General features: G+C 53.6%; 25 protein-coding genes. 22 read left to right on the top strand and 3 right to left on the bottom strand.

Features of this window, described 5'->3' with window-relative positions:
• From AC9UEO_RS09700 to AC9UEO_RS09640, 13 genes are all read left to right on the top strand, one after another.
• Positions 1 to 158, top strand: a 158-nt coding sequence (locus AC9UEO_RS09700; RefSeq protein ID WP_509532550.1) for an EF-Tu C-terminal domain-related protein, incomplete at its 5' end; no start/stop codon positions are given.
• Between the two features lie 9 nt (positions 159 to 167).
• On the top strand, positions 168 to 482 hold the full coding sequence (gene rpsJ, locus AC9UEO_RS09695; RefSeq protein ID WP_298599045.1) for a 30S ribosomal protein S10: 315 nt from the start codon (positions 168 to 170) through the stop codon (positions 480 to 482).
• 185 nt (positions 483 to 667) lie between these two features.
• Positions 668 to 1,339 carry a 50S ribosomal protein L3 gene (rplC, locus tag AC9UEO_RS09690; RefSeq protein ID WP_509532549.1) on the top strand — a complete coding sequence of 224 codons (672 nt, stop codon included), beginning with the start codon at positions 668 to 670 and terminating at the stop codon, positions 1,337 to 1,339.
• On the top strand, positions 1,339 to 1,959 hold the full coding sequence (rplD, locus tag AC9UEO_RS09685; RefSeq protein WP_509532547.1) for a 50S ribosomal protein L4: 621 nt from the start codon (positions 1,339 to 1,341) through the stop codon (positions 1,957 to 1,959). The genes rplC and rplD overlap by 1 nt, the downstream gene beginning before the upstream one ends.
• Entirely contained in the window at positions 1,956 to 2,270 is a 315-nt protein-coding gene (gene rplW, locus AC9UEO_RS09680) for a 50S ribosomal protein L23 (RefSeq protein ID WP_509532545.1), read from the top strand. The genes rplD and rplW overlap by 4 nt, the downstream gene beginning before the upstream one ends.
• Positions 2,271 to 2,272: 2 nt before the next feature.
• The gene (gene rplB / locus AC9UEO_RS09675; protein WP_509532543.1) at positions 2,273 to 3,097 is read left to right on the top strand and encodes a 50S ribosomal protein L2; all 825 of its coding nucleotides are present in this window, start codon (positions 2,273 to 2,275) and stop codon (positions 3,095 to 3,097) included.
• Positions 3,098 to 3,107: 10 nt separating this feature from the next.
• Entirely contained in the window at positions 3,108 to 3,386 is a 279-nt protein-coding gene (gene rpsS / locus AC9UEO_RS09670) for a 30S ribosomal protein S19 (protein ID WP_509532541.1), read from the top strand.
• Between the two features lie 9 nt (positions 3,387 to 3,395).
• Positions 3,396 to 3,725, top strand: a complete 330-nt coding sequence (gene rplV / locus AC9UEO_RS09665; RefSeq protein ID WP_506611650.1) for a 50S ribosomal protein L22 — start codon at positions 3,396 to 3,398, stop codon at positions 3,723 to 3,725.
• A 15-nt stretch (positions 3,726 to 3,740) separates the two neighbouring features.
• Positions 3,741 to 4,631: a 30S ribosomal protein S3 gene (gene rpsC / locus AC9UEO_RS09660; RefSeq protein WP_509532538.1), complete on the top strand. Its 891-nt coding sequence runs from the start codon at positions 3,741 to 3,743 to the stop codon at positions 4,629 to 4,631.
• A 2-nt stretch (positions 4,632 to 4,633) separates the two neighbouring features.
• Positions 4,634 to 5,050: a 50S ribosomal protein L16 gene (gene rplP / locus AC9UEO_RS09655; RefSeq protein WP_506611653.1), complete on the top strand. Its 417-nt coding sequence runs from the start codon at positions 4,634 to 4,636 to the stop codon at positions 5,048 to 5,050.
• Between the two features lie 13 nt (positions 5,051 to 5,063).
• Positions 5,064 to 5,258: a 50S ribosomal protein L29 gene (gene rpmC / locus AC9UEO_RS09650; protein WP_509532536.1), complete on the top strand. Its 195-nt coding sequence runs from the start codon at positions 5,064 to 5,066 to the stop codon at positions 5,256 to 5,258.
• A 4-nt stretch (positions 5,259 to 5,262) separates the two neighbouring features.
• The gene (rpsQ, locus tag AC9UEO_RS09645) at positions 5,263 to 5,532 is read left to right on the top strand and encodes a 30S ribosomal protein S17 (RefSeq protein ID WP_509532534.1); all 270 of its coding nucleotides are present in this window, start codon (positions 5,263 to 5,265) and stop codon (positions 5,530 to 5,532) included.
• A 79-nt stretch (positions 5,533 to 5,611) separates the two neighbouring features.
• Positions 5,612 to 6,118, top strand: a complete 507-nt coding sequence (locus AC9UEO_RS09640; protein ID WP_509532532.1) for a peroxiredoxin — start codon at positions 5,612 to 5,614, stop codon at positions 6,116 to 6,118.
• 21 nt (positions 6,119 to 6,139) lie between these two features.
• Here AC9UEO_RS09640 and AC9UEO_RS09635 read toward each other — a convergent pair whose 3' ends face one another.
• Positions 6,140 to 7,384, bottom strand: coding sequence for a CaiB/BaiF CoA transferase family protein (locus AC9UEO_RS09635; protein WP_509532530.1), 1,245 nt, complete (start codon positions 7,382 to 7,384; stop codon positions 6,140 to 6,142).
• A gap of 60 nt (positions 7,385 to 7,444) precedes the next feature.
• Between AC9UEO_RS09635 and AC9UEO_RS09630 the strand changes: the two genes are divergently transcribed.
• The 3 genes from AC9UEO_RS09630 to ptsP are packed head-to-tail and all read left to right on the top strand — an operon-like array spanning position 7,445 to position 9,897.
• On the top strand, positions 7,445 to 7,855 hold the full coding sequence (locus AC9UEO_RS09630) for a PTS sugar transporter subunit IIA (protein ID WP_509532528.1): 411 nt from the start codon (positions 7,445 to 7,447) through the stop codon (positions 7,853 to 7,855).
• Between the two features lie 7 nt (positions 7,856 to 7,862).
• A complete protein-coding gene (locus AC9UEO_RS09625) occupies positions 7,863 to 8,132 on the top strand; it encodes an HPr family phosphocarrier protein (RefSeq protein ID WP_509532527.1) in 270 nt (89 codons plus the stop codon).
• 4 nt (positions 8,133 to 8,136) lie between these two features.
• Positions 8,137 to 9,897 carry a phosphoenolpyruvate--protein phosphotransferase gene (gene ptsP / locus AC9UEO_RS09620; protein ID WP_509532525.1) on the top strand — a complete coding sequence of 587 codons (1,761 nt, stop codon included), beginning with the start codon at positions 8,137 to 8,139 and terminating at the stop codon, positions 9,895 to 9,897.
• Here the strand turns inward: ptsP and AC9UEO_RS09615 are convergent.
• Complete coding sequence (locus tag AC9UEO_RS09615; RefSeq protein ID WP_509532523.1) at positions 9,894 to 10,388, bottom strand: NUDIX hydrolase; 495 nt, start codon at positions 10,386 to 10,388, stop codon at positions 9,894 to 9,896. The two genes, ptsP and AC9UEO_RS09615, sit on opposite strands and share 4 nt — an antisense overlap.
• Positions 10,389 to 10,464: 76 nt before the next feature.
• Here AC9UEO_RS09615 and AC9UEO_RS09610 point away from each other — a divergent pair, with 76 nt between their 5' ends.
• Genes AC9UEO_RS09610 through AC9UEO_RS09595 form a run of 4 tightly spaced genes read left to right on the top strand, consistent with a single transcriptional unit; the run spans position 10,465 to position 14,107 of the window.
• Positions 10,465 to 11,595, top strand: coding sequence for a Re/Si-specific NAD(P)(+) transhydrogenase subunit alpha (locus AC9UEO_RS09610; RefSeq protein WP_509532521.1), 1,131 nt, complete (start codon positions 10,465 to 10,467; stop codon positions 11,593 to 11,595).
• Positions 11,596 to 11,597: 2 nt separating this feature from the next.
• On the top strand, positions 11,598 to 11,900 hold the full coding sequence (locus tag AC9UEO_RS09605; protein ID WP_506645126.1) for an NAD(P) transhydrogenase subunit alpha part 2: 303 nt from the start codon (positions 11,598 to 11,600) through the stop codon (positions 11,898 to 11,900).
• Positions 11,897 to 13,327: an NAD(P)(+) transhydrogenase (Re/Si-specific) subunit beta gene (locus AC9UEO_RS09600; protein ID WP_509532518.1), complete on the top strand. Its 1,431-nt coding sequence runs from the start codon at positions 11,897 to 11,899 to the stop codon at positions 13,325 to 13,327. Before AC9UEO_RS09605 ends, AC9UEO_RS09600 begins: the two co-directional genes overlap by 4 nt.
• Positions 13,328 to 13,354: 27 nt before the next feature.
• On the top strand, positions 13,355 to 14,107 hold the full coding sequence (locus AC9UEO_RS09595; protein WP_509532517.1) for a 5'-methylthioadenosine/adenosylhomocysteine nucleosidase: 753 nt from the start codon (positions 13,355 to 13,357) through the stop codon (positions 14,105 to 14,107).
• Positions 14,108 to 14,114: 7 nt separating this feature from the next.
• On the opposite strand, the gene corA is transcribed toward AC9UEO_RS09595, so the two are convergent.
• Positions 14,115 to 15,101 (bottom strand): magnesium/cobalt transporter CorA, encoded by a 987-nt coding sequence (gene corA, locus AC9UEO_RS09590; protein WP_509532516.1) that lies wholly within the window; start codon positions 15,099 to 15,101, stop codon positions 14,115 to 14,117.
• A gap of 208 nt (positions 15,102 to 15,309) precedes the next feature.
• Here corA and AC9UEO_RS09585 point away from each other — a divergent pair, with 208 nt between their 5' ends.
• Both AC9UEO_RS09585 and hpf read left to right on the top strand, forming a co-directional pair.
• Entirely contained in the window at positions 15,310 to 16,533 is a 1,224-nt protein-coding gene (locus tag AC9UEO_RS09585; protein ID WP_509532514.1) for an MFS transporter, read from the top strand.
• A 151-nt stretch (positions 16,534 to 16,684) separates the two neighbouring features.
• A complete protein-coding gene (gene hpf, locus AC9UEO_RS09580) occupies positions 16,685 to 17,020 on the top strand; it encodes a ribosome hibernation-promoting factor, HPF/YfiA family (protein WP_509532512.1) in 336 nt (111 codons plus the stop codon).
• Positions 17,021 to 17,063: the final 43 nt, after the last annotated feature.

Genomic DNA, 17,063 nt, shown 5'->3' with positions numbered 1-17,063 from the left:
AGTTGCCAGAAGGCAAAGAGATGGTGATGCCTGGTGACAACGTGTCGATCACGGTGAAGTTGATCCACCCGATTGCGATGGAAGAGGGCTTGCGCTTTGCCATTCGTGAGGGCGGCAAAACCGTCGGCGCTGGTGTTGTTGCAAAGATCATTGCTTAAGGAATAGACATGTCAACCAAGCAAAAAATCCGCATCCGTCTCAAAGCCTTCGATTACAAGCTGATCGACCAATCTGCTGCTGAAATTGTCGATACTGCCAAGCGTACCGGCGCGATTGTCAAAGGTCCTGTTCCTTTGCCAACACGCATGAAGCGCTTTGACATACTGCGTTCACCGCACGTCAACAAGTCCAGTCGTGACCAATTGGAAATCCGCACTCACCAACGTCTGATGGACATCGTGGACCCGACTGACAAAACAGTTGATGCTTTGATGAAGCTCGACTTGCCAGCAGGCGTGGATGTTGAAATCAAGCTTCAGTAAGCGAACCCAAATGCAACGTTAACAACGCTGCTTTTGGTTGAGATGGAAAAAAACTGGCCGTTGGCCAGTTTTAAGCTACAATCTCAGGCTCTGCGCAATTTGTGCAGGGAAATTATCAACCTTCTTTCATACACCAAACGCTGTTGCCAATTGAAGTGACGGCGGTGAGAGTTTTGGAGAACAACATGAGTCAAAGCAACCGTTTGGGGTTGCTGGGCCGCAAGGTGGGCATGATGCGTCTGTTCACTGATGATGGGGACGCAGTGCCTGTCACAGTGGTAGATGTTTCAAACAACCGCGTGACCCAGGTCAAAACCCAAGAAAACGACGGCTATGTGGCCTTGCAGGTCACATTCGGCGCGCGTAAAGCATCGCGTGTTACCAAGCCCCAAGCGGGTCATCTGGCCAAAGCCGGTGTCGAAGCGGGCGAAGTCACCCAAGAATTTCAAGTTACTGCTGAAACCGCTGCGCAATACCCAGCAGGTTCCACTGTGCCCGTCACTGCCATCTTCAATGTGGGCGAGAAGGTCGACGTGCAAGGCACTTCCATCGGTAAGGGTTTTGCTGGCACCATCAAGCGCCACAATTTCCGTTCACAGCGTGCGTCTCACGGTAACAGCCGTTCGCACAATGTGCCCGGCTCTATCTCCATGGCGCAAGACCCTGGCCGTGTTTTTCCCGGCAAGCGTATGTCTGGTCACATGGGAGACGAGACCATCACCACACAAAACCTGTCGGTAATTCGCATCGACGAAGGCCGTCAACTTATCCTCATCAAGGGTGCAGTTCCTGGCTCAAAAGGTGGATTTGTCACGGTTCGCCATGCCATCAAGGCGGCACCTCAAGGAGCCAAATGATGCAAATCGAACTCCTCAATGACCAAGGCCAAGCCGCTTCCAAGTTTGATGCGCCTGAAACCCTGTTTGGTCGCGATTACAACGAAGACTTGATCCACCAAATCGTGGTGGCTTATCAAGCCAATGCGCGTCAAGGTACACGCGCCCAAAAAGACCGTGAACAAGTCAAGCACTCGACCAAAAAACCTTTCAAACAAAAAGGCACTGGTCGCGCACGTGCCGGTATGACTTCTTCACCCATTTGGCGTGGAGGCGGTCGCGCTTTCCCAAATAGCCCCGAAGAAAACTTCACCCAAAAAATCAACAAGAAGATGTACCGCGCTGGCATGGCTTCGATCTTCTCTCAGTTGGTTCGTGAAGGCCGTTTGGCAGTTGTCGATTCCATCAAAATCGAAGCGCCCAAAACCAAATTGTTGGCAGCCAAGCTCAAAGCGATGAACTTGCAGTCTGTTTTGGTCATCTCTGAAGAGGTAGACGATAACTTGTACTTTGCCTCGCGTAACTTGGCCAATGTATTGGTTGTTGAGCCCCGTTATGCCGATCCTGTTTCCTTGGTTCACTACAAAAAGGTTTTGGTCACCAAAGGCGCGATCGACAAGCTCAAGGAGATGTTCACATGAGCACAATCAAGTTTGATGAAGGACGTTTGATGGCTGTGCTTTTAGCGCCCATCGTCTCCGAAAAGGCCACCATGGTGGCTGAAAAATCTAACGCTGTGACATTCAAGGTCTTGCAAAACGCCACCAAACCCGAAATCAAGGCGGCAGTGGAGTTGATGTTCAAGGTTGAAGTCAAAGGCGTGTCAGTGGTGAACACCAAAGGCAAGACCAAACGTTTTGGCAAATCCGTGGGCCGACGCGACAATGTTCGTAAAGCCTATGTGACGCTCAAAGCCGGTCAAGAGCTCAACTTGTCAGGAGAGGTGGCTTAACCATGGCAGTCGTCAAAATGAAACCCACTTCACCTGGCCAACGTGCCGTGGTGAAAGTCACCCGTGACCATTTGTTCAAAGGACCTGCTTATGCGCCTTTGCTCGAACCGCAATTCCAAAAAGCGGGTCGCAACAACAATGGCCACATCACCACCCGTCACAAAGGCGGTGGTCACAAGCACCATTACCGCGTGGTTGACTTCCGTCGATCCAAAGACGGCATTCCCGCTAAAGTTGAGCGTATTGAATACGACCCCAACCGTACAGCCCACATTGCTTTGGTGTGCTACGCCGATGGCGAACGTGCTTACATCATTGCGCCACGCGGCTTGGAAGTAGGTGCCACTATTCAAAGCGGCTCTGAGGCGCCTATCCGTGCCGGCAACACTTTGCCCATTCGCAACATTCCTGTGGGTTCAACCATCCACTGCATAGAGTTGCGTCCTGGTAAGGGTGCTCAAATTGCACGCTCTGCGGGCACTTCGGCCACTTTGTTGGCGCGTGAGGGTACTTACGCTCAGGTTCGTATGCGCTCGGGTGAAGTTCGCAAAATTCACATAGAGTGCCGTGCAACCATCGGCGAAGTCGCCAACGAAGAACACAGCTTGCGTCAATTGGGCAAGGCCGGTGTCAAGCGTTGGATGGGTATTCGACCCACTGTGCGTGGTGTTGCCATGAACCCAATCGATCACCCCCACGGTGGTGGCGAAGGTCGTACCGGCGAAGGCCGTGCAGCAGTTGACCCATGGGGCAACTTGACCAAAGGCTATCGCACCCGCAACAACAAGCGCACGCAAGTCATGATCGTCTCGCGTCGCAAGAAATAAGGGTTAAACCATGACACGCTCACTCAAAAAAGGCCCGTTTGTCGATCACCACTTGTTGGCCAAGGCTGAAAAAGCCGTTGCCACCAAAGACAAAAAGCCAATCAAAACATGGTCACGACGTTCTATGGTTTTGCCCGATTTCATCGGCTTGACCATCGCGGTTCACAACGGCAAGCAACATGTGCCGGTCTATATCACCGACCAAATGGTGGGTCACAAGTTGGGCGAATTTGCCTTGACTCGTACCTTCAAAGGCCATCCGGCGGACAAAAAAGTCCAGAAGAAGTAAGGAGCAGTTATGGAAACACGTGCAGTCTTGCGAGGTGTGCGCCTATCGGTAGACAAAGGCCGTTTGGTAGCAGACTTGATTCGCGGCAAAAAAGTGGACCAGGCTTTGAACATCCTGACCTTCACACAGAAAAAAGCAGCGGGCATTGTTAAAAAAGTGCTTGAGTCTGCCATCGCCAACGCAGAGCATAACGATGGCGCGGACATTGACGAGTTGCGCGTTAAAACCATTTACGTGGAACAAGGCGCAACCCTCAAGCGTTTCACTGCACGCGCCAAAGGCCGCGGCAACAGCATCAGCAAGCCCACATGCCATGTGTATGTGACGGTCGGCAACTGAAAGGTCTAGAAAAGTATGGGACAAAAAATCCACCCCACCGGTTTTCGCCTGTCGGTGAGCCGCAACTGGGCCAGTCGCTGGTACGCAAGCAACAAAGACTTCGCTGGCATGCTGGCAGAAGACATCAAGGTTCGTGAGTACCTCAAAGTAAAACTCAAGAGCGCTGCTGTGTCGCGTATCTTGATTGAGCGCCCTGCCAAAAATGCCCGCATCACTATTTTTTCCGCACGTCCTGGCGTGGTTATCGGTAAAAAAGGCGAGGACATTGAAAACCTCAAGAAAGAATTGGCTGCGCGTTTGGGCGTGCCTGTCGCTGTCAATATCGAAGAGGTGCGCAAGCCCGAAATCGATGCCCAATTGATTGCCGACAGCATCACCCAACAGCTCGAAAAGCGCATCATGTTCCGTCGTGCCATGAAGCGCGCCATGCAAAATGCCATGCGTCTGGGTGCCCAAGGCATCAAGATCATGTCTGCAGGTCGCTTGAACGGTATCGAAATCGCCCGCACCGAGTGGTACCGCGAAGGTCGCGTGCCACTTCACACCTTGCGCGCCGATATCGACTACGCCACCTCGGAAGCCAAAACAACTTACGGCATCATTGGCGTGAAAGTTTGGGTCTATAAGGGTGATACCTTGGGCCGTAATGATGCGCCTGCTGCACAAGAACCCCGCTCAGATGACGAGCGCCGCCCCCGCGGCCCTCGTCGCGACGCTCGCCCTGCTGGCGACCGTCCACCCGCTCGCAGTGGCGCACGTCGCCCTGCTGGCTCCAATGCCGCACCGGCGGATGGCAGCGATAAACCCGCTGAAGCCACCGATGCTCCCAAAACCACCGTCAAGCGCGTCCGCAAGGTAGCCGCGCCCGCATCCACTGGCACGGCTGCGGACGGCAAAGGAGAATAAGCATGCTGCAACCAGCGCGCCGTAAATACCGCAAGGAACAAAAAGGTCGCAACACCGGCATTGCCACTCGTGGCAATACCGTGGCGTTCGGTGACTTTGGCTTGAAGTCCACCGACCGTGGTCGTTTGACAGCTCGCCAAATCGAATCCGCTCGCCGTGCGATTTCCCGTCACGTCAAACGTGGTGGACGCATTTGGATTCGTATCTTCCCCGACAAACCCATTTCCCAAAAACCTGCAGAGGTCCGTATGGGTAACGGCAAGGGCAACCCCGAGTACTACGTGGCTGAAATTCAGCCTGGCAAGGTGTTGTACGAAATCGTGGGTGTGCCAGAAGAACTCGCGCGTGAAGCGTTCCGTTTGGCCGCGGCCAAACTGCCTTTGCGAACCACCTTTGTTTCGCGCCTGATTGGCCAATGATTCAGGAGACACCATGAAAACATCTGAATTACGTCAAAAAGACGCTGCAGGTTTACAAACCGAAATCAAAGAATTGCAAAAAGCGCATTTCAATATGCGCATGCAAAAAGCCACGCAACAACTCAATAACACCGCGCAAATGAAGGTCACCCGTCGCAGCATTGCACGGGCCAAAACCATTCTGGCCGAACAACAGGCGAAGGAGTGACACCATGACAGAAGCCAAAAAATCACTCAAACGCACACTGATCGGTAAAGTTGTCAGCGCTAAACGCGCCAAAACAGTTACTGTTTTGGTCGAGCGGCGCGTCAAACATGCGCTCTACGGCAAAATTGTGGGCAAGTCCAGCAAATACCACGCGCATGATGAAAACGGTCAATACCACTTGGGTGACGTGATAGAAATCACCGAAAGCCGCCCTATCTCCAAAACCAAAAATTGGGTAGCCACCCGCTTGGTGGAAAAGGCAGCCGCCGTCTAAGTGTTATTGGGTTGTATATAAACACAATCATCAAAATGGCCCACAATCGTGGGTCATTTTTCATTTCAAGGAGAAAAACATGATTAAAGTTGGCGACACCCTTCCCCACACCACCCTGATGGAATACTCTGAAGTTGAGGGCAACGGTTGCAGCATAGGCCCCAACCCCGTGGACGTGGGCAAGGCCGCGGCGGGCAAAACCATCGCTTTGTTTGCTTTGCCAGGCGCATTTACGCCTACATGCTCAGCCAAACATGTACCTGGCTACATGGAAAAACATGCTGAGTTAACCGCTGCAGGTGTCGATGAAATCTGGTGCGTGAGCGTCAATGATGCCTTCGTGATGGGTGCTTGGGGCCGTGACTTGCATGCTGCAGGCAAGGTGCGCATGCTGGGAGACGGCGACGCTGAATTCACCAAAGCAACAGGTTTAACTTTGGACCTGACTGGCAAAGGCTTGGGACTTCGCTCTAACCGTTACTCCATGCTGGTGAAAGACGGGAAAGTTGTCACCCTGAATATTGAAGGACCAGGCAAGTTTGAAGTCAGCGATGCAGATACTTTGCTGTCGCAGACCAGGCATTAAGAACTAAGACAAAGGCTGGGGCTAGATTGCACTTGTTTGGCGCAATGCCGCGCACTGTGATAGGTCAAAACCCAGCCATTCTTTCAATACCTCGTCAGTGTGTTGTCCCAGAGAAGGGGGAGGTAAATCGCGCCTTACAGGGGTCAGACTTAGCTTCATAGGGCTGGCAACCAAATCAAGAGGCACACCCAAAGCATGTTGCCAGTGGTCCACCATTTGGCGAGCTTGAACATGCGGGTCGGCGAACACTTCAGACAAATTATTGATGGGCCCACAAGGCACTTTGGCGGCCTCTAGCGCCTCAAGCCAGCCATACTTTCCACGCTTTAATAAAACATCCGCAATCATGGGGATCAACATACTGCGGTGTCTCACCCGGTCTTGGTTGCGCATAAACCGAGCATCTTGTGCCCAATCCGCATGCCCCAGCACTTCACACAGCTTGGCGAATTGTCCGTCGTTACCAACCGCAATAATCACAAAATCTCGCTCGCCTGAAGCCTTGGGTGCAGTTTCGAAAACTTGGTAGGGGACAATATTCACATGGGCATTGCCCATGCGTTGCGGAGGCGCAGAAGTGGCGCCATTGACCAAGAAATTAGCCCCTAAATTGGCCAGCATAGCAACTTGGGTATCCAATAGCGCCATATCAATATGTTGACCCACTCCCTTGCTTTCGGCATGGCGAATGGCCGCCAAGATAGCCACGGTGGCGTACATGCCGGTAAACAAATCAGCTACCGCAACGCCCACCTTTTGGGGGCCACCTCCTACATCGTCTCTCTCTCCGGTGACACTCATCAAACCACCCATGGCTTGGACAGCAAAGTCATAGCCTGCTCGCTCTCGGTAAGGACCGGTTTGGCCAAAGCCGGTGATGCTGCAGTAGACCAATTTGGGATTGATGGCTTGCAGGGTAGCGTAGTCCAAGCCATAGCGAGACATATCGCCCACTTTGTAATTTTCAATAAACACATGGCTATGCAGAGCCAATGAACGAATCAAGGCTTGACCTTGAGGCGAGGCAATATCGCAAGTCATAGAACGCTTATTACGATTAGCACCAAGATAGTAAGCAGATTCAGCAGTATCACGCCCCTGGGCATCGTGCAAAAAAGGAGGGCCCCAACCCCGCGTGTCATCCCCAGTCAGGGGACGCTCCACCTTGACCACGTCAGCACCTAAATCAGCCAAAATTTGGGTCGACCAAGGCCCAGCCAAAACCCGGGATAAATCTAATACGCGTATACCGTCTAAAGCATTCATGTACAGATTATTGCAAAGCCATGGACAGGGGTGATAATCCTGAGGCAATTACAAACAAACATGAGCACACGCATTCTTCTCATTGCCCATGCACCATTGGCTACCGCCCTCAGGGAGTGCGCCTTGCACGTCTTTCCAGATTGTGCCCAAGCCGTCATCGCTATCGACGTGCACGCCGACGCATCCCCAGAAGACACCTTGCAAGCTGCCCAAAAGTTGATAGGCGCACCCATAGACCAAAACACCTTGGTATTGACTGACATCTTTGGCGCCACCCCTGCCAATGTGGCCAAGCGATTGGTAGACGGTGTTCAATCGCGCTTGATTGCTGGCGTCAATTTACCCATGTTGCTGCGTACCGTGTGCTACAGACATGAAACCCTTGATATCTTGACCCAGCGCGCATTGTCTGGCGGCGCCCAAGGTGTGATGCAAGTGGCTTGTGAAAAAGAAATCCCCCTTTCCTCTTGAGTGAAATATGCTGAAACAAACCACAACAGTGATTAACAAATTGGGCCTTCATGCCAGAGCATCGGCCAAACTCACCAAAATCGCCGGTACCTATCCATGCCAAGTGTGGGTCAGCAAAGGCGAGCGACGCGTCAATGCGAAAAGCATCATGGGCGTCATGATGTTGGCGGCTGGCATTGGCAGTGAAATTGAAATTGAAACGGATGGCGAACAAGAGGCACAGGCCATGGACGCCTTGCTGGCGTTGTTAGCGGACAAATTCGGCGAAGGCGAATAAGGCCATGACCTTCTCCATTCACGGTTTAGCAGTCGCCCGTGGCATTGCCATTGGACGTGCCGTGCTGGTGGCCTCCAGCCGTGTGGATGTGGCGCATTACTTCATTGAGCCAGAGCAAATTGAACAAGAGTTAGAGCGTATCAACCAGTCCCGCCATGCAGTGATGCTTGAAGTTCAGCGCATACAGAAAACCGTACCCAAGGATGCGCCGCCGGAACTCTCAGCTTTGCTGGAAGTGCATTTGATGCTCTTACAAGACGAAATGTTGGCCGAAGGGGTCAAGCATTGGGTAACCGACCGTTTGTACAACGCTGAATGGGCCTTAACCTCACAACTCGAAGTCGTCTCTCGACAGTTTGATGACATGGAGGATGCTTATCTTCGCGAACGCAAAGGCGATCTTGAGCAAGTGGTGGAGCGTTTGCTGCGCCATATAAAAGGCTTACCCACCAGCTTGCCTCAGCCCACACAGCGCAAACCGGGCGTTTGGCAGCAAGACCAATTGTTGGACGTCAGTCACGACGTGCCCTTGGTGTTGATCGCTCATGACTTGTCGCCAGCAGACATGCTGCAATTCAAGCAAAGCGTTTTTACTGGGTTTGTTACCGATGTCGGCGGCAAGACTTCGCATACCGCCATCGTGGCGCGAAGTCTGGACATACCAGCGGTGGTGGGCGCGAGAAACGCCAGTCATTTGGTGCGCCAAGACGACTGGGTCATCATCGATGGCGACGCAGGTGTCATCATCGTGAGTCCTTCCCCCATCATCTTGGCTGAATATGCCTTCAAGCAGCGCCAAGCTCAGCTGGAGCGTGAACGCCTGACCCGCTTGCGCCACACGCCATCGGTCACCTTGGACGGTCAAAAAATTCAGCTGTTGGCCAACATTGAATTACCTGAAGACACGGCTGTGGCTTTGTCTGTTGGTGCGCTGGGCGTTGGTTTGTTTCGCAGTGAATTCTTATTCATGGGGCGCGAAGGTGAGTTGCCAGGCGAAGAAGAGCAGTACCAAGCTTACAAGCGTGCAGTCGAGGGTATGAAGGGCTTGCCAGTCACTATTCGTACCGTTGATGTCGGGGCAGATAAGCCTTTAGACCGAACCACCAAAGACGAAGCCCATCTCAACCCCGCTTTGGGCTTGCGTGCGATTCGTTGGAGCTTGGCAGACCCGAGTATGTTTTTAAGTCAATTGCGCGCCATCTTGCGCTCGGCTTTGCACGGACCTGTGAATTTGCTCATCCCCATGTTGGCCCATACCCGCGAAATCCATCAGACATTTGTCTTGTTGGCCCAAGCGCGGGAGCAGTTGGACAAAAGGGGTGTGGCTTACGGGCCAGTCAAAGTGGGCGCAATGATCGAGGTGCCAGCAGCAGCGCTCAATTTGTCTGTGTTTTTAAAGTACTTTGATTATTTATCGGTAGGTACCAACGATCTCATCCAATACACATTGGCAATAGACCGAGCAGATGAGCAAGTCGCGCATTTGTATGACCCTTTGCATCCGGCCATCTTGCAATTGGTGGCCAACACCATCGCCCAAGGTGCGGCAGCAGGCAAAGATATCAGCTTGTGTGGCGAAATGGCGGGTGACCCCGCCCTCACACGCTTGTTGCTTGGCTTGGGCTTGCGGCAGTTTTCCATGCACCCCACGCAGATTTTGCGGGTCAAGCAAGAAGTCTTACGCGCTGACGCTGGGCGTTTAAGCACGTGGGCCAAGCGCGTCATGGCTGCCGAAGACCCAGCAGCAGAAATACTTATTCCTTAAATTAGCCCCAACACGCTGTCGTCGGTATAGACCGTGTCGAGTGGGAAGCGCTGGCCTCGTGCATAGTCTTGTGCGCAGCGCAAAAGCAAACGGCTACGGTGACGACTTTGGGTGGCTTGCATTTCTTCAATGCTCATCCACAGTGTTCGCACAATTCCGTCGTCAAGCGCTCTGTTGGCCTCATGCGCACCCAATACACCCGTGAAAGCAAATCGCAGGTAGGTGATGTCTTGCGCGGGATGTTCGGGTGTGGCTTGTTTGAGAAATCGAGATAAATACACCCCCACCAGCGCTGTGGGTGTGAAATGAAAAGCGGTTTCTTCCAGCACCTCGCGAACGCACGCTTGAGCGGGCGACTCACCAGGGTCAAGGTGTCCAGCGGGGTTGTTGAACATCAAACCATTGGGTGTGTGTTCTTCCACCAACAGGTATTTGCCGTCTTTTTCAATGATCCCCGCCACGGTCACGCTGGGTTTCCATCTTTCCATCATGGTGCAAAATCAACCCTTTTTCAGGGCGCCTTGTGAATCTGCGATGATTCTCGCCCATTGAGTGGAGGAGATAACCATGCGGATTGGCGTGCCTGCCGAGACCACGGCGGGTGAAACCCGTGTTGCCGTGACCCCAGAGACGGCTAAAAAAATCATTGCCCAAGGGCATCAAGTGCTTATTCAGTCAGGTGCAGGCCTTGCCGCCAGCGTGACCGATGCTGCCTATGAGACCGTGGGAGCACAAATCACTGACGCTGCTGGCGCTTTGGGTGCCGAGTTGGTGCTCAAGGTTCGCGCCCCTTCATCCAAAGAACTTGGCCACATGACGTCCGGTGCTGCCTTGGTTGGCATGCTCAACCCGTTTGACGCCGATGGCTTGCAGCGCCTCGCCTCGGCAGGCCTGACCAGCTTTGCACTGGAAGCCGCACCGCGCACCACCCGTGCGCAAAGCATGGATGTGTTGTCCTCACAGGCCAATATTGCGGGCTACAAAGCGGTGATGGAAGCGGCCAACCAATACCAACGCTTCTTTCCCATGCTGATGACCGCTGCCGGTACGGTGAAGGCCGCCCGCGTGGTGATTCTGGGTGTGGGCGTGGCGGGTTTGCAAGCGATTGCCACGGCCAAGCGTTTGGGCGCTGTGATCGAAGCCTCTGACGTGCGCCCCAGCGTGAAAGAGCAAGTCGAGTCCTTGGGCGCCAAGTTCATCGATGTGCCCTATGAAACCGCCGAAGAAAAAGAAGCCGCAGAAGGCGTGGGCGGCTATGCCCGCCCCATGCCCCAAAGCTGGCTGGACCGCCAAAAAATCGAGGTAGCCAAGCGCGTGGCGCTGGCCGATGTGGTCATCTCCACCGCCTTGATTCCCGGGCGCGCTGCGCCGGTGTTGATCACCGAGGACATGGTCAAGAGCATGAAGCCTGGCTCGGTCATCGTCGACCTGGCCGCTGGCAAGGGTGCCCATGGCGTGGGCGGCAACTGCCCGCTCACCGAGACCGACCAAACTGTGGTCAAACACGGCGTGACCTTGGTGGGTGAAACCAATCTACCGGCGCTTGTGGCCGCGGATGCTTCGGCGCTGTATGCACGCAATGTGCTGGATTTTTTGAAATTGGTGTTGCCCAAAGACAAGGGCTTCACTGTTGACATGGAAGACGACATCGTGGCTGCGTGTTTGATGACACAAGGCGGCGAGGTCAAAAGGAAATAAGCATGGACCACACCGTCACCAACCTCATTATTTTTGTGCTGGCCATTTACGTGGGTTACCACGTGGTCTGGAACGTCACCCCCGCTTTGCACACGCCGCTGATGGCGGTGACCAATGCGGTCTCGGCCATCATCATCGTGGGCGCCATGTTGGCGGCAGCCCTCACCGTCACGCCCTTGGGCAAAACCATGGGCGTGTTAGCCGTGGCGCTGGCGGCAGTGAATGTGTTTGGTGGCTTTTTGGTCACGCGGCGCATGCTAGAGATGTTCAAGAAAAAAGCCCCCAAAGCAGGAGCTGACAAATGAGCATGAACCTCGTTGTACTGCTGTACTTGGTGGCCAGCATATGTTTCATTCAAGCCTTGAAGGGCTTGTCGCACCCCACCACGTCGATTCGCGGCAATGTGTTTGGCATGAGTGGCATGGCGATTGCCGTGGTCACCACGGCGGTGCTGATCGTTAACCTCGCGGGTCATGCCGATGGCTTGGGCTGGGTGCTGCTCGGTTTGGTCATTGGCGGCGGCGCAGGTGCCATCATGGCGCAGCGCGTTGAGATGACCAAGATGCCCGAACTCGTCGCCTTCATGCACAGCATGATCGGCTTGGCGGCGGTGTTCATCGCCATCGCGGCGGTGGTCGAACCTGCGGCGTTTGGCATCGTGGCGCAAGGCTCGGGCACCTTGGACATTCCCAATGGCAACCGCTTAGAGTTGTTCCTGGGTGCGGCCATCGGCGCCATTACCTTCAGCGGTTCGGTCATCGCGTTTGGTAAGCTGTCTGGCAAATACAAATTCCGTTTGTTCCAAGGTGCGCCCGTGGTGTTTGCCGGTCAGCATATGCTCAATTTGCTCATGGGTATTGCCACGGTTGGCCTGGGCGTGTTTTTCATGTTCACTGGCAACTGGGATGCATTTTTGATGATGCTGGCGCTTTCCTTTGTGTTGGGTGTACTCATCATCATCCCGATCGGCGGCGCGGATATGCCGGTGGTGGTCTCCATGCTCAACAGCTATTCGGGCTGGGCGGCGGCAAGTATCGGTTTTTCGCTGAACAACAGCATGTTTATCATTGCCGGTTCGCTGGTCGGCTCTTCCGGCGCCATCCTCTCGTACATCATGTGCAAGGCGATGAACCGCTCATTCTTCAACGTCATTTTGGGCGGCTTTGGTGGCGAGGCGGGCACTGCCGCATCGGGCAGCACCGAGCAGCGCCCTGTGAAAAGCGGCAGCGCAGATGATGCAGCCTTTATCTTGGGCAACGCCGAAACCGTGGTCATCGTGCCCGGTTACGGTTTGGCTGTGGCCCGTGCCCAACACGCGGTGAAAGAGTTGGCCGAAAAGCTCACCCACAAAGGCATCACCGTGAAATACGCCATCCACCCCGTGGCCGGGCGCATGCCAGGCCACATGAATGTGTTGCTGGCCGAGGCCGAAGTGCCCTACGACCAGGTGTTCGAGATGGAAGACATCAATGGCGAGTTTGGTCAGGTGGATGTCGCCATCATTTTGGGCGCCAACGACGTGGTCAACCCGGCGGCCATGATCAAAGGCTCAGCCATTTACGGCATGCCGATTTTGGAGGCTTACAAAGCCAAAACCATCATCGTCAACAAACGCTCTATGGCTGCTGGTTATGCGGGTTTAGACAACGAGCTCTTCTACATGGACAAAACCATGATGGTGTTTGGCGACGCAAAGAAGGTGGTGGAAGACATGGTCAAGGCGGTGGAGTAGCCTTATCGCTTTGCACAGGTAACAGCCATGAGACCGATTGCCATCATGGCGGCCATGCAAGAGGAGATGGTGGGCCTCACAAGTGCCTTGCAGGGCGCTCACACACGCCATATCGGCTCTAGACAATTCACCACAGGCACTTTGCATGGCCAGCCTGTGGTGCTGGTTTTATCGCGGATTGGCAAAGTGGCAGCTGCCACCACGGCCACGGCCTTGATCGAGCGATTTGATGTCTGTGAAATTGTTTTCACAGGCGTGGCTGGCGGTCTTGCAACTGGTGTGAATGTGGGCGATATGGTGGTGGCGTCTGAGTTCATTCAGCACGATATGGATGCGTCACCCTTGTTTGCCCCACTAGAGGTACCTTTGTACGGTCGGGCCGTTTTCCAAACAGACCCTGATTTGACCCAGAGTCTCAAGCTCGCGGCGCAAGGAATTTTGAACAACCCTTCCCAATGGATAGGCATAGATACATTACACGCCTTGCATGTGCAGTCGCCCAAGGTGCATTCAGGATTGGTTCTCAGTGGCGACCGCTTTGTATCGACTTCCTCAGAAAGCCAAGCGCTTCAGCAGCGCTTGCCCTTGGCGATGGCGGTGGAAATGGAGGGGGCTGCCGTTGCACAGGTGTGTCACGACTATGACGTCCCCTTTGCAGCGGCACGAACTATTTCGGACCGCGCTGATGACGCAGCCACCACTGACTTCAGTCGATTTATCCAGGAAGTAGCCAGTCGCTACACATTCGCCTTGATCAGCACTTGGATGGCCAACCGCTGAATGTGACTTACTTCAACCAACCGCGCTTGCGGAAATACCACATGGGAACCACCGCACTGGCCACCATCAGAAGAACCGCATAGCCATAGCCAAACGACCATTGCAGCTCTGGCATGAATTGAAAGTTCATGCCGTACACACTGGCAATCAAGGTCGGAGGCAACAAGGCCACACTGGCCACCGAGAAAATCTTGATGATCTTGTTTTGGTTGATGTTGATGAAACCCACCGTGGCATCCATCAAGAAGTTAATTTTGTCGAACAAAAAAGCGGTGTGGCTGTCAAGTGAGTCAATATCGCGCAAAATTTGACGCGCATCATCAAATTGGTCTGGATTCAACATACGCAAACGCATGGCAAAACTCAAAGCACGACGGGTGTCCATCATGTTGCGGCGAATCCGGCCATTCAAGTCTTCTTGGCGGGCAATATCACCCAGTACTTCGCCGGCCATGGCGTCGGTCACATCCCCCGACAAAACCATTTTGCTGACTTTTTCCAGTTCGTCATAAATGCCTTCCAAGGTGTCGGCAGAGTATTCGGCATCGGCTGAGAACAGTTCAAGCAATACGTCTTTGGCATCTTCAATCAAGCCAGGGGCGCGGCGAGCTCGCAAGCGCAACAAACGAAACACGGGCAGGTCCTCATCATGGATGGAGAACAAGATGCCATGACTGTTGTGCGTGTCGTTATGCCGGTTCAAAATAAAGGCAACCCGTACGGCGCGGGGTTCTTCGATATCTGCGATTAAAAAGTCAGAGCGGATATGCAGTTCGCCGTTGTCTTCCTCATAAAAACGCGCTGACTCTTCAATGTCCTCGTCCATCGCGTCTTCTGGAATATGCACACCAAAATGCTGACTGATCCAGCGTTTTTCTTCCGGCGTAGGCGACTCTAGGTCAACCCATATAGGGCGAAATTTGGAGAGTTCTTCTTGAGAAGAAATTTCTTCTTGAAACAAGCGGCCATTGGCCAGCGAAAAAATATTGAGCATGGCAATTCTCAGTGCGTGAAGGGGGGAACGAAAAGGTGGGGTACGCTTTCGATTCCGCCCGGCCTGATGCCAGTGAACCGAAAGCTACCAACTAGGGTAGGTTTCCAAGGAGGGTGCTCCAAAGCTATTGATCAGGGAATTATTACACCGACTCAGAGGCAAGTGTTTGTCGGACTGTTAGAGTGTCGGGTTTGTCACCACACTTTTTATGCAAACAGTTTTGACGCCGCGCCGAGAATTTTGGCTCTTGCTTACCTTGGCCGGTATCCAGTTCACCCATGTGTTGGACTTCATGATCATCATGCCATTGGGCCCACAGTTGCGTGATTTATTTTCCATCAACGATGCGCAATTTGGTTTTTTGGTGTCGGCTTATACCTTTGCAGCGGGTGCGTCAGGACTGTTGGCCGCCTCTTTTGTCGACCGGTTCGAGCGTAAACGTTTGCTCTTGGTGTTGTACTTGTTGTTCGGTTTAACGACGCTTGCCTGTGCCTTGGCGCCAAGCTACGGTTTATTAATGGCCTCGCGTGTCGCAGCAGGCACTTTTGGCGGCATCTTGTCTGCCATGACGCAAACGGTGATTGGGGATGTGATTCCATTTGAACGGCGTGGGCGTGCAACAGGTTTTGTGATGACATCATTTGCCATGGCCACCGTGGTGGGCGTTCCCAGTGGGCTGTTCTTGGCCAATATGGGTGGTTGGCACAGCGCTTTTTTTGCGATCGCCTTGATGTGTGCGATTGTTGGCGTGATGGCCGTCATGTGTTTACCCCAACTTGATGCGCATGTGGCCAAGGCGCAAGGGCAACAAGTTTCTTTTGCGATGCAGCAAGTATGGGCGGACCCCAATCACCGAAGAGCTTTATGGATGTCGGCTGCGATGATGTTTGCAGGCTTCACCATCATTCCCTACATCACCATTTACACCCAGGCCAATCATGTGCTCACACTGGACGAAATTCCCTATATCTATTTGTGTGGCGGAACTGTGACCTTGCTGACTGCTAGATGGATAGGTCGTCTGAGCGACCGCGTGGGCAAGCGAAAAATGTTTCAACGAATGCTGCTGCTGGCTATCGTTCCCATGACCATTACCACCTTGATGCAACCGGCCCCCCTGCCTTTGGTTTTGATGGTGTTTGCAGGTTTCTTTTTTTGCATGAATGCGCGAATGATTCCTGGCATGGCCATGCTGACCTCGGCCGCTCAGCCCCAGTGGCGGGGCACCTTCATGTCCCTTAACGGTGCTTTTCAGTCCGTCTCTATCGGGCTGGCATCTTGGCTTGGCGGGGTGCTTATTCAACGCGATGCCAGCGGTCACGTCACCCACTTTTGGCTTTGCGCCTTGGTGGGCATGGCCTCAACCTTGCTGGCTTTATGGCTTTCGCAGCGCGTAGAAATGCACAGCGCCCCCCAGACTTCGTTGACTTAAGGACTCTTTTTCCCCTGCCCAGCCTCAGGCGCACTGGTCGCCCAAGGTGGGGAATTGCTTTTTATTGAAACTCAGCGCATAGTGGGGGTGCCTGTCTTCTGTCTGGCATGTTGCTTGATGAAACGGTCAGGTACTTTTCTGGAGGAGTCCTATGAATTTGACGATCAGCGGTCATCATCTTGAAGTCACCCCAGCCCTGCGCGGCTATGTCACCCAAAAACTCGATCGCATCAACCGCCATTTCGACCAAGTGGTCGATGTGCGCGTGATACTTAGCATCGAAAAGCAAAAAGAGAAAGAGCGCAGGCAGCGAGCCGAATGCAATATCCACGTCAAAGGCAGCGATTTGTTTGCCGAGTCTTGCAGCGAAGACTTGTACGCAGCGGTGGATGAGTTGGTCGATAAATTGGACAGACAGGTGGTACGCCACAAAGACCGCTTGCAGGATCATGGCCACACCAGCCCTAAACGCGCTGAGATGACCTAGTTCTGCTGGCTTATTCAACAGCCAAGCCACCTGCCTCTCAGGT

Source organism: Limnohabitans sp., from assembly GCF_040401495.1.
Classification (GTDB): Bacteria; Pseudomonadota; Gammaproteobacteria; order Burkholderiales; family Burkholderiaceae_C; genus Limnohabitans.
This window is presented reverse-complemented; position numbering and strand designations above follow the sequence as displayed.

Coding starts and splice junctions, on each gene's coding strand:
- ptsP (WP_509532525.1), top strand. CDS start 8,137: ATGACCTTCTCCATTCACGGTTTAGCAGTCGCCCGTGGCATTGCCATT.
- rplD (WP_509532547.1), top strand. CDS start 1,339: ATGCAAATCGAACTCCTCAATGACCAAGGCCAAGCCGCTTCCAAGTTT.
- rplP (WP_506611653.1), top strand. CDS start 4,634: ATGCTGCAACCAGCGCGCCGTAAATACCGCAAGGAACAAAAAGGTCGC.
- AC9UEO_RS09610 (WP_509532521.1), top strand. CDS start 10,465: ATGCGGATTGGCGTGCCTGCCGAGACCACGGCGGGTGAAACCCGTGTT.
- AC9UEO_RS09615 (WP_509532523.1), bottom strand. CDS start 10,388: ATGATGGAAAGATGGAAACCCAGCGTGACCGTGGCGGGGATCATTGAA.
- rplB (WP_509532543.1), top strand. CDS start 2,273: ATGGCAGTCGTCAAAATGAAACCCACTTCACCTGGCCAACGTGCCGTG.
- corA (WP_509532516.1), bottom strand. CDS start 15,101: ATGCTCAATATTTTTTCGCTGGCCAATGGCCGCTTGTTTCAAGAAGAA.
- AC9UEO_RS09640 (WP_509532532.1), top strand. CDS start 5,612: ATGATTAAAGTTGGCGACACCCTTCCCCACACCACCCTGATGGAATAC.
- rpsQ (WP_509532534.1), top strand. CDS start 5,263: ATGACAGAAGCCAAAAAATCACTCAAACGCACACTGATCGGTAAAGTT.
- AC9UEO_RS09605 (WP_506645126.1), top strand. CDS start 11,598: ATGGACCACACCGTCACCAACCTCATTATTTTTGTGCTGGCCATTTAC.
- hpf (WP_509532512.1), top strand. CDS start 16,685: ATGAATTTGACGATCAGCGGTCATCATCTTGAAGTCACCCCAGCCCTG.
- AC9UEO_RS09585 (WP_509532514.1), top strand. CDS start 15,310: ATGCAAACAGTTTTGACGCCGCGCCGAGAATTTTGGCTCTTGCTTACC.
- rplC (WP_509532549.1), top strand. CDS start 668: ATGAGTCAAAGCAACCGTTTGGGGTTGCTGGGCCGCAAGGTGGGCATG.
- rpsS (WP_509532541.1), top strand. CDS start 3,108: ATGACACGCTCACTCAAAAAAGGCCCGTTTGTCGATCACCACTTGTTG.
- rplW (WP_509532545.1), top strand. CDS start 1,956: ATGAGCACAATCAAGTTTGATGAAGGACGTTTGATGGCTGTGCTTTTA.
- rpmC (WP_509532536.1), top strand. CDS start 5,064: ATGAAAACATCTGAATTACGTCAAAAAGACGCTGCAGGTTTACAAACC.
- rplV (WP_506611650.1), top strand. CDS start 3,396: ATGGAAACACGTGCAGTCTTGCGAGGTGTGCGCCTATCGGTAGACAAA.
- AC9UEO_RS09625 (WP_509532527.1), top strand. CDS start 7,863: ATGCTGAAACAAACCACAACAGTGATTAACAAATTGGGCCTTCATGCC.
- rpsC (WP_509532538.1), top strand. CDS start 3,741: ATGGGACAAAAAATCCACCCCACCGGTTTTCGCCTGTCGGTGAGCCGC.
- rpsJ (WP_298599045.1), top strand. CDS start 168: ATGTCAACCAAGCAAAAAATCCGCATCCGTCTCAAAGCCTTCGATTAC.
- AC9UEO_RS09595 (WP_509532517.1), top strand. CDS start 13,355: ATGAGACCGATTGCCATCATGGCGGCCATGCAAGAGGAGATGGTGGGC.
- AC9UEO_RS09600 (WP_509532518.1), top strand. CDS start 11,897: ATGAGCATGAACCTCGTTGTACTGCTGTACTTGGTGGCCAGCATATGT.
- AC9UEO_RS09635 (WP_509532530.1), bottom strand. CDS start 7,384: ATGAATGCTTTAGACGGTATACGCGTATTAGATTTATCCCGGGTTTTG.
- AC9UEO_RS09630 (WP_509532528.1), top strand. CDS start 7,445: ATGAGCACACGCATTCTTCTCATTGCCCATGCACCATTGGCTACCGCC.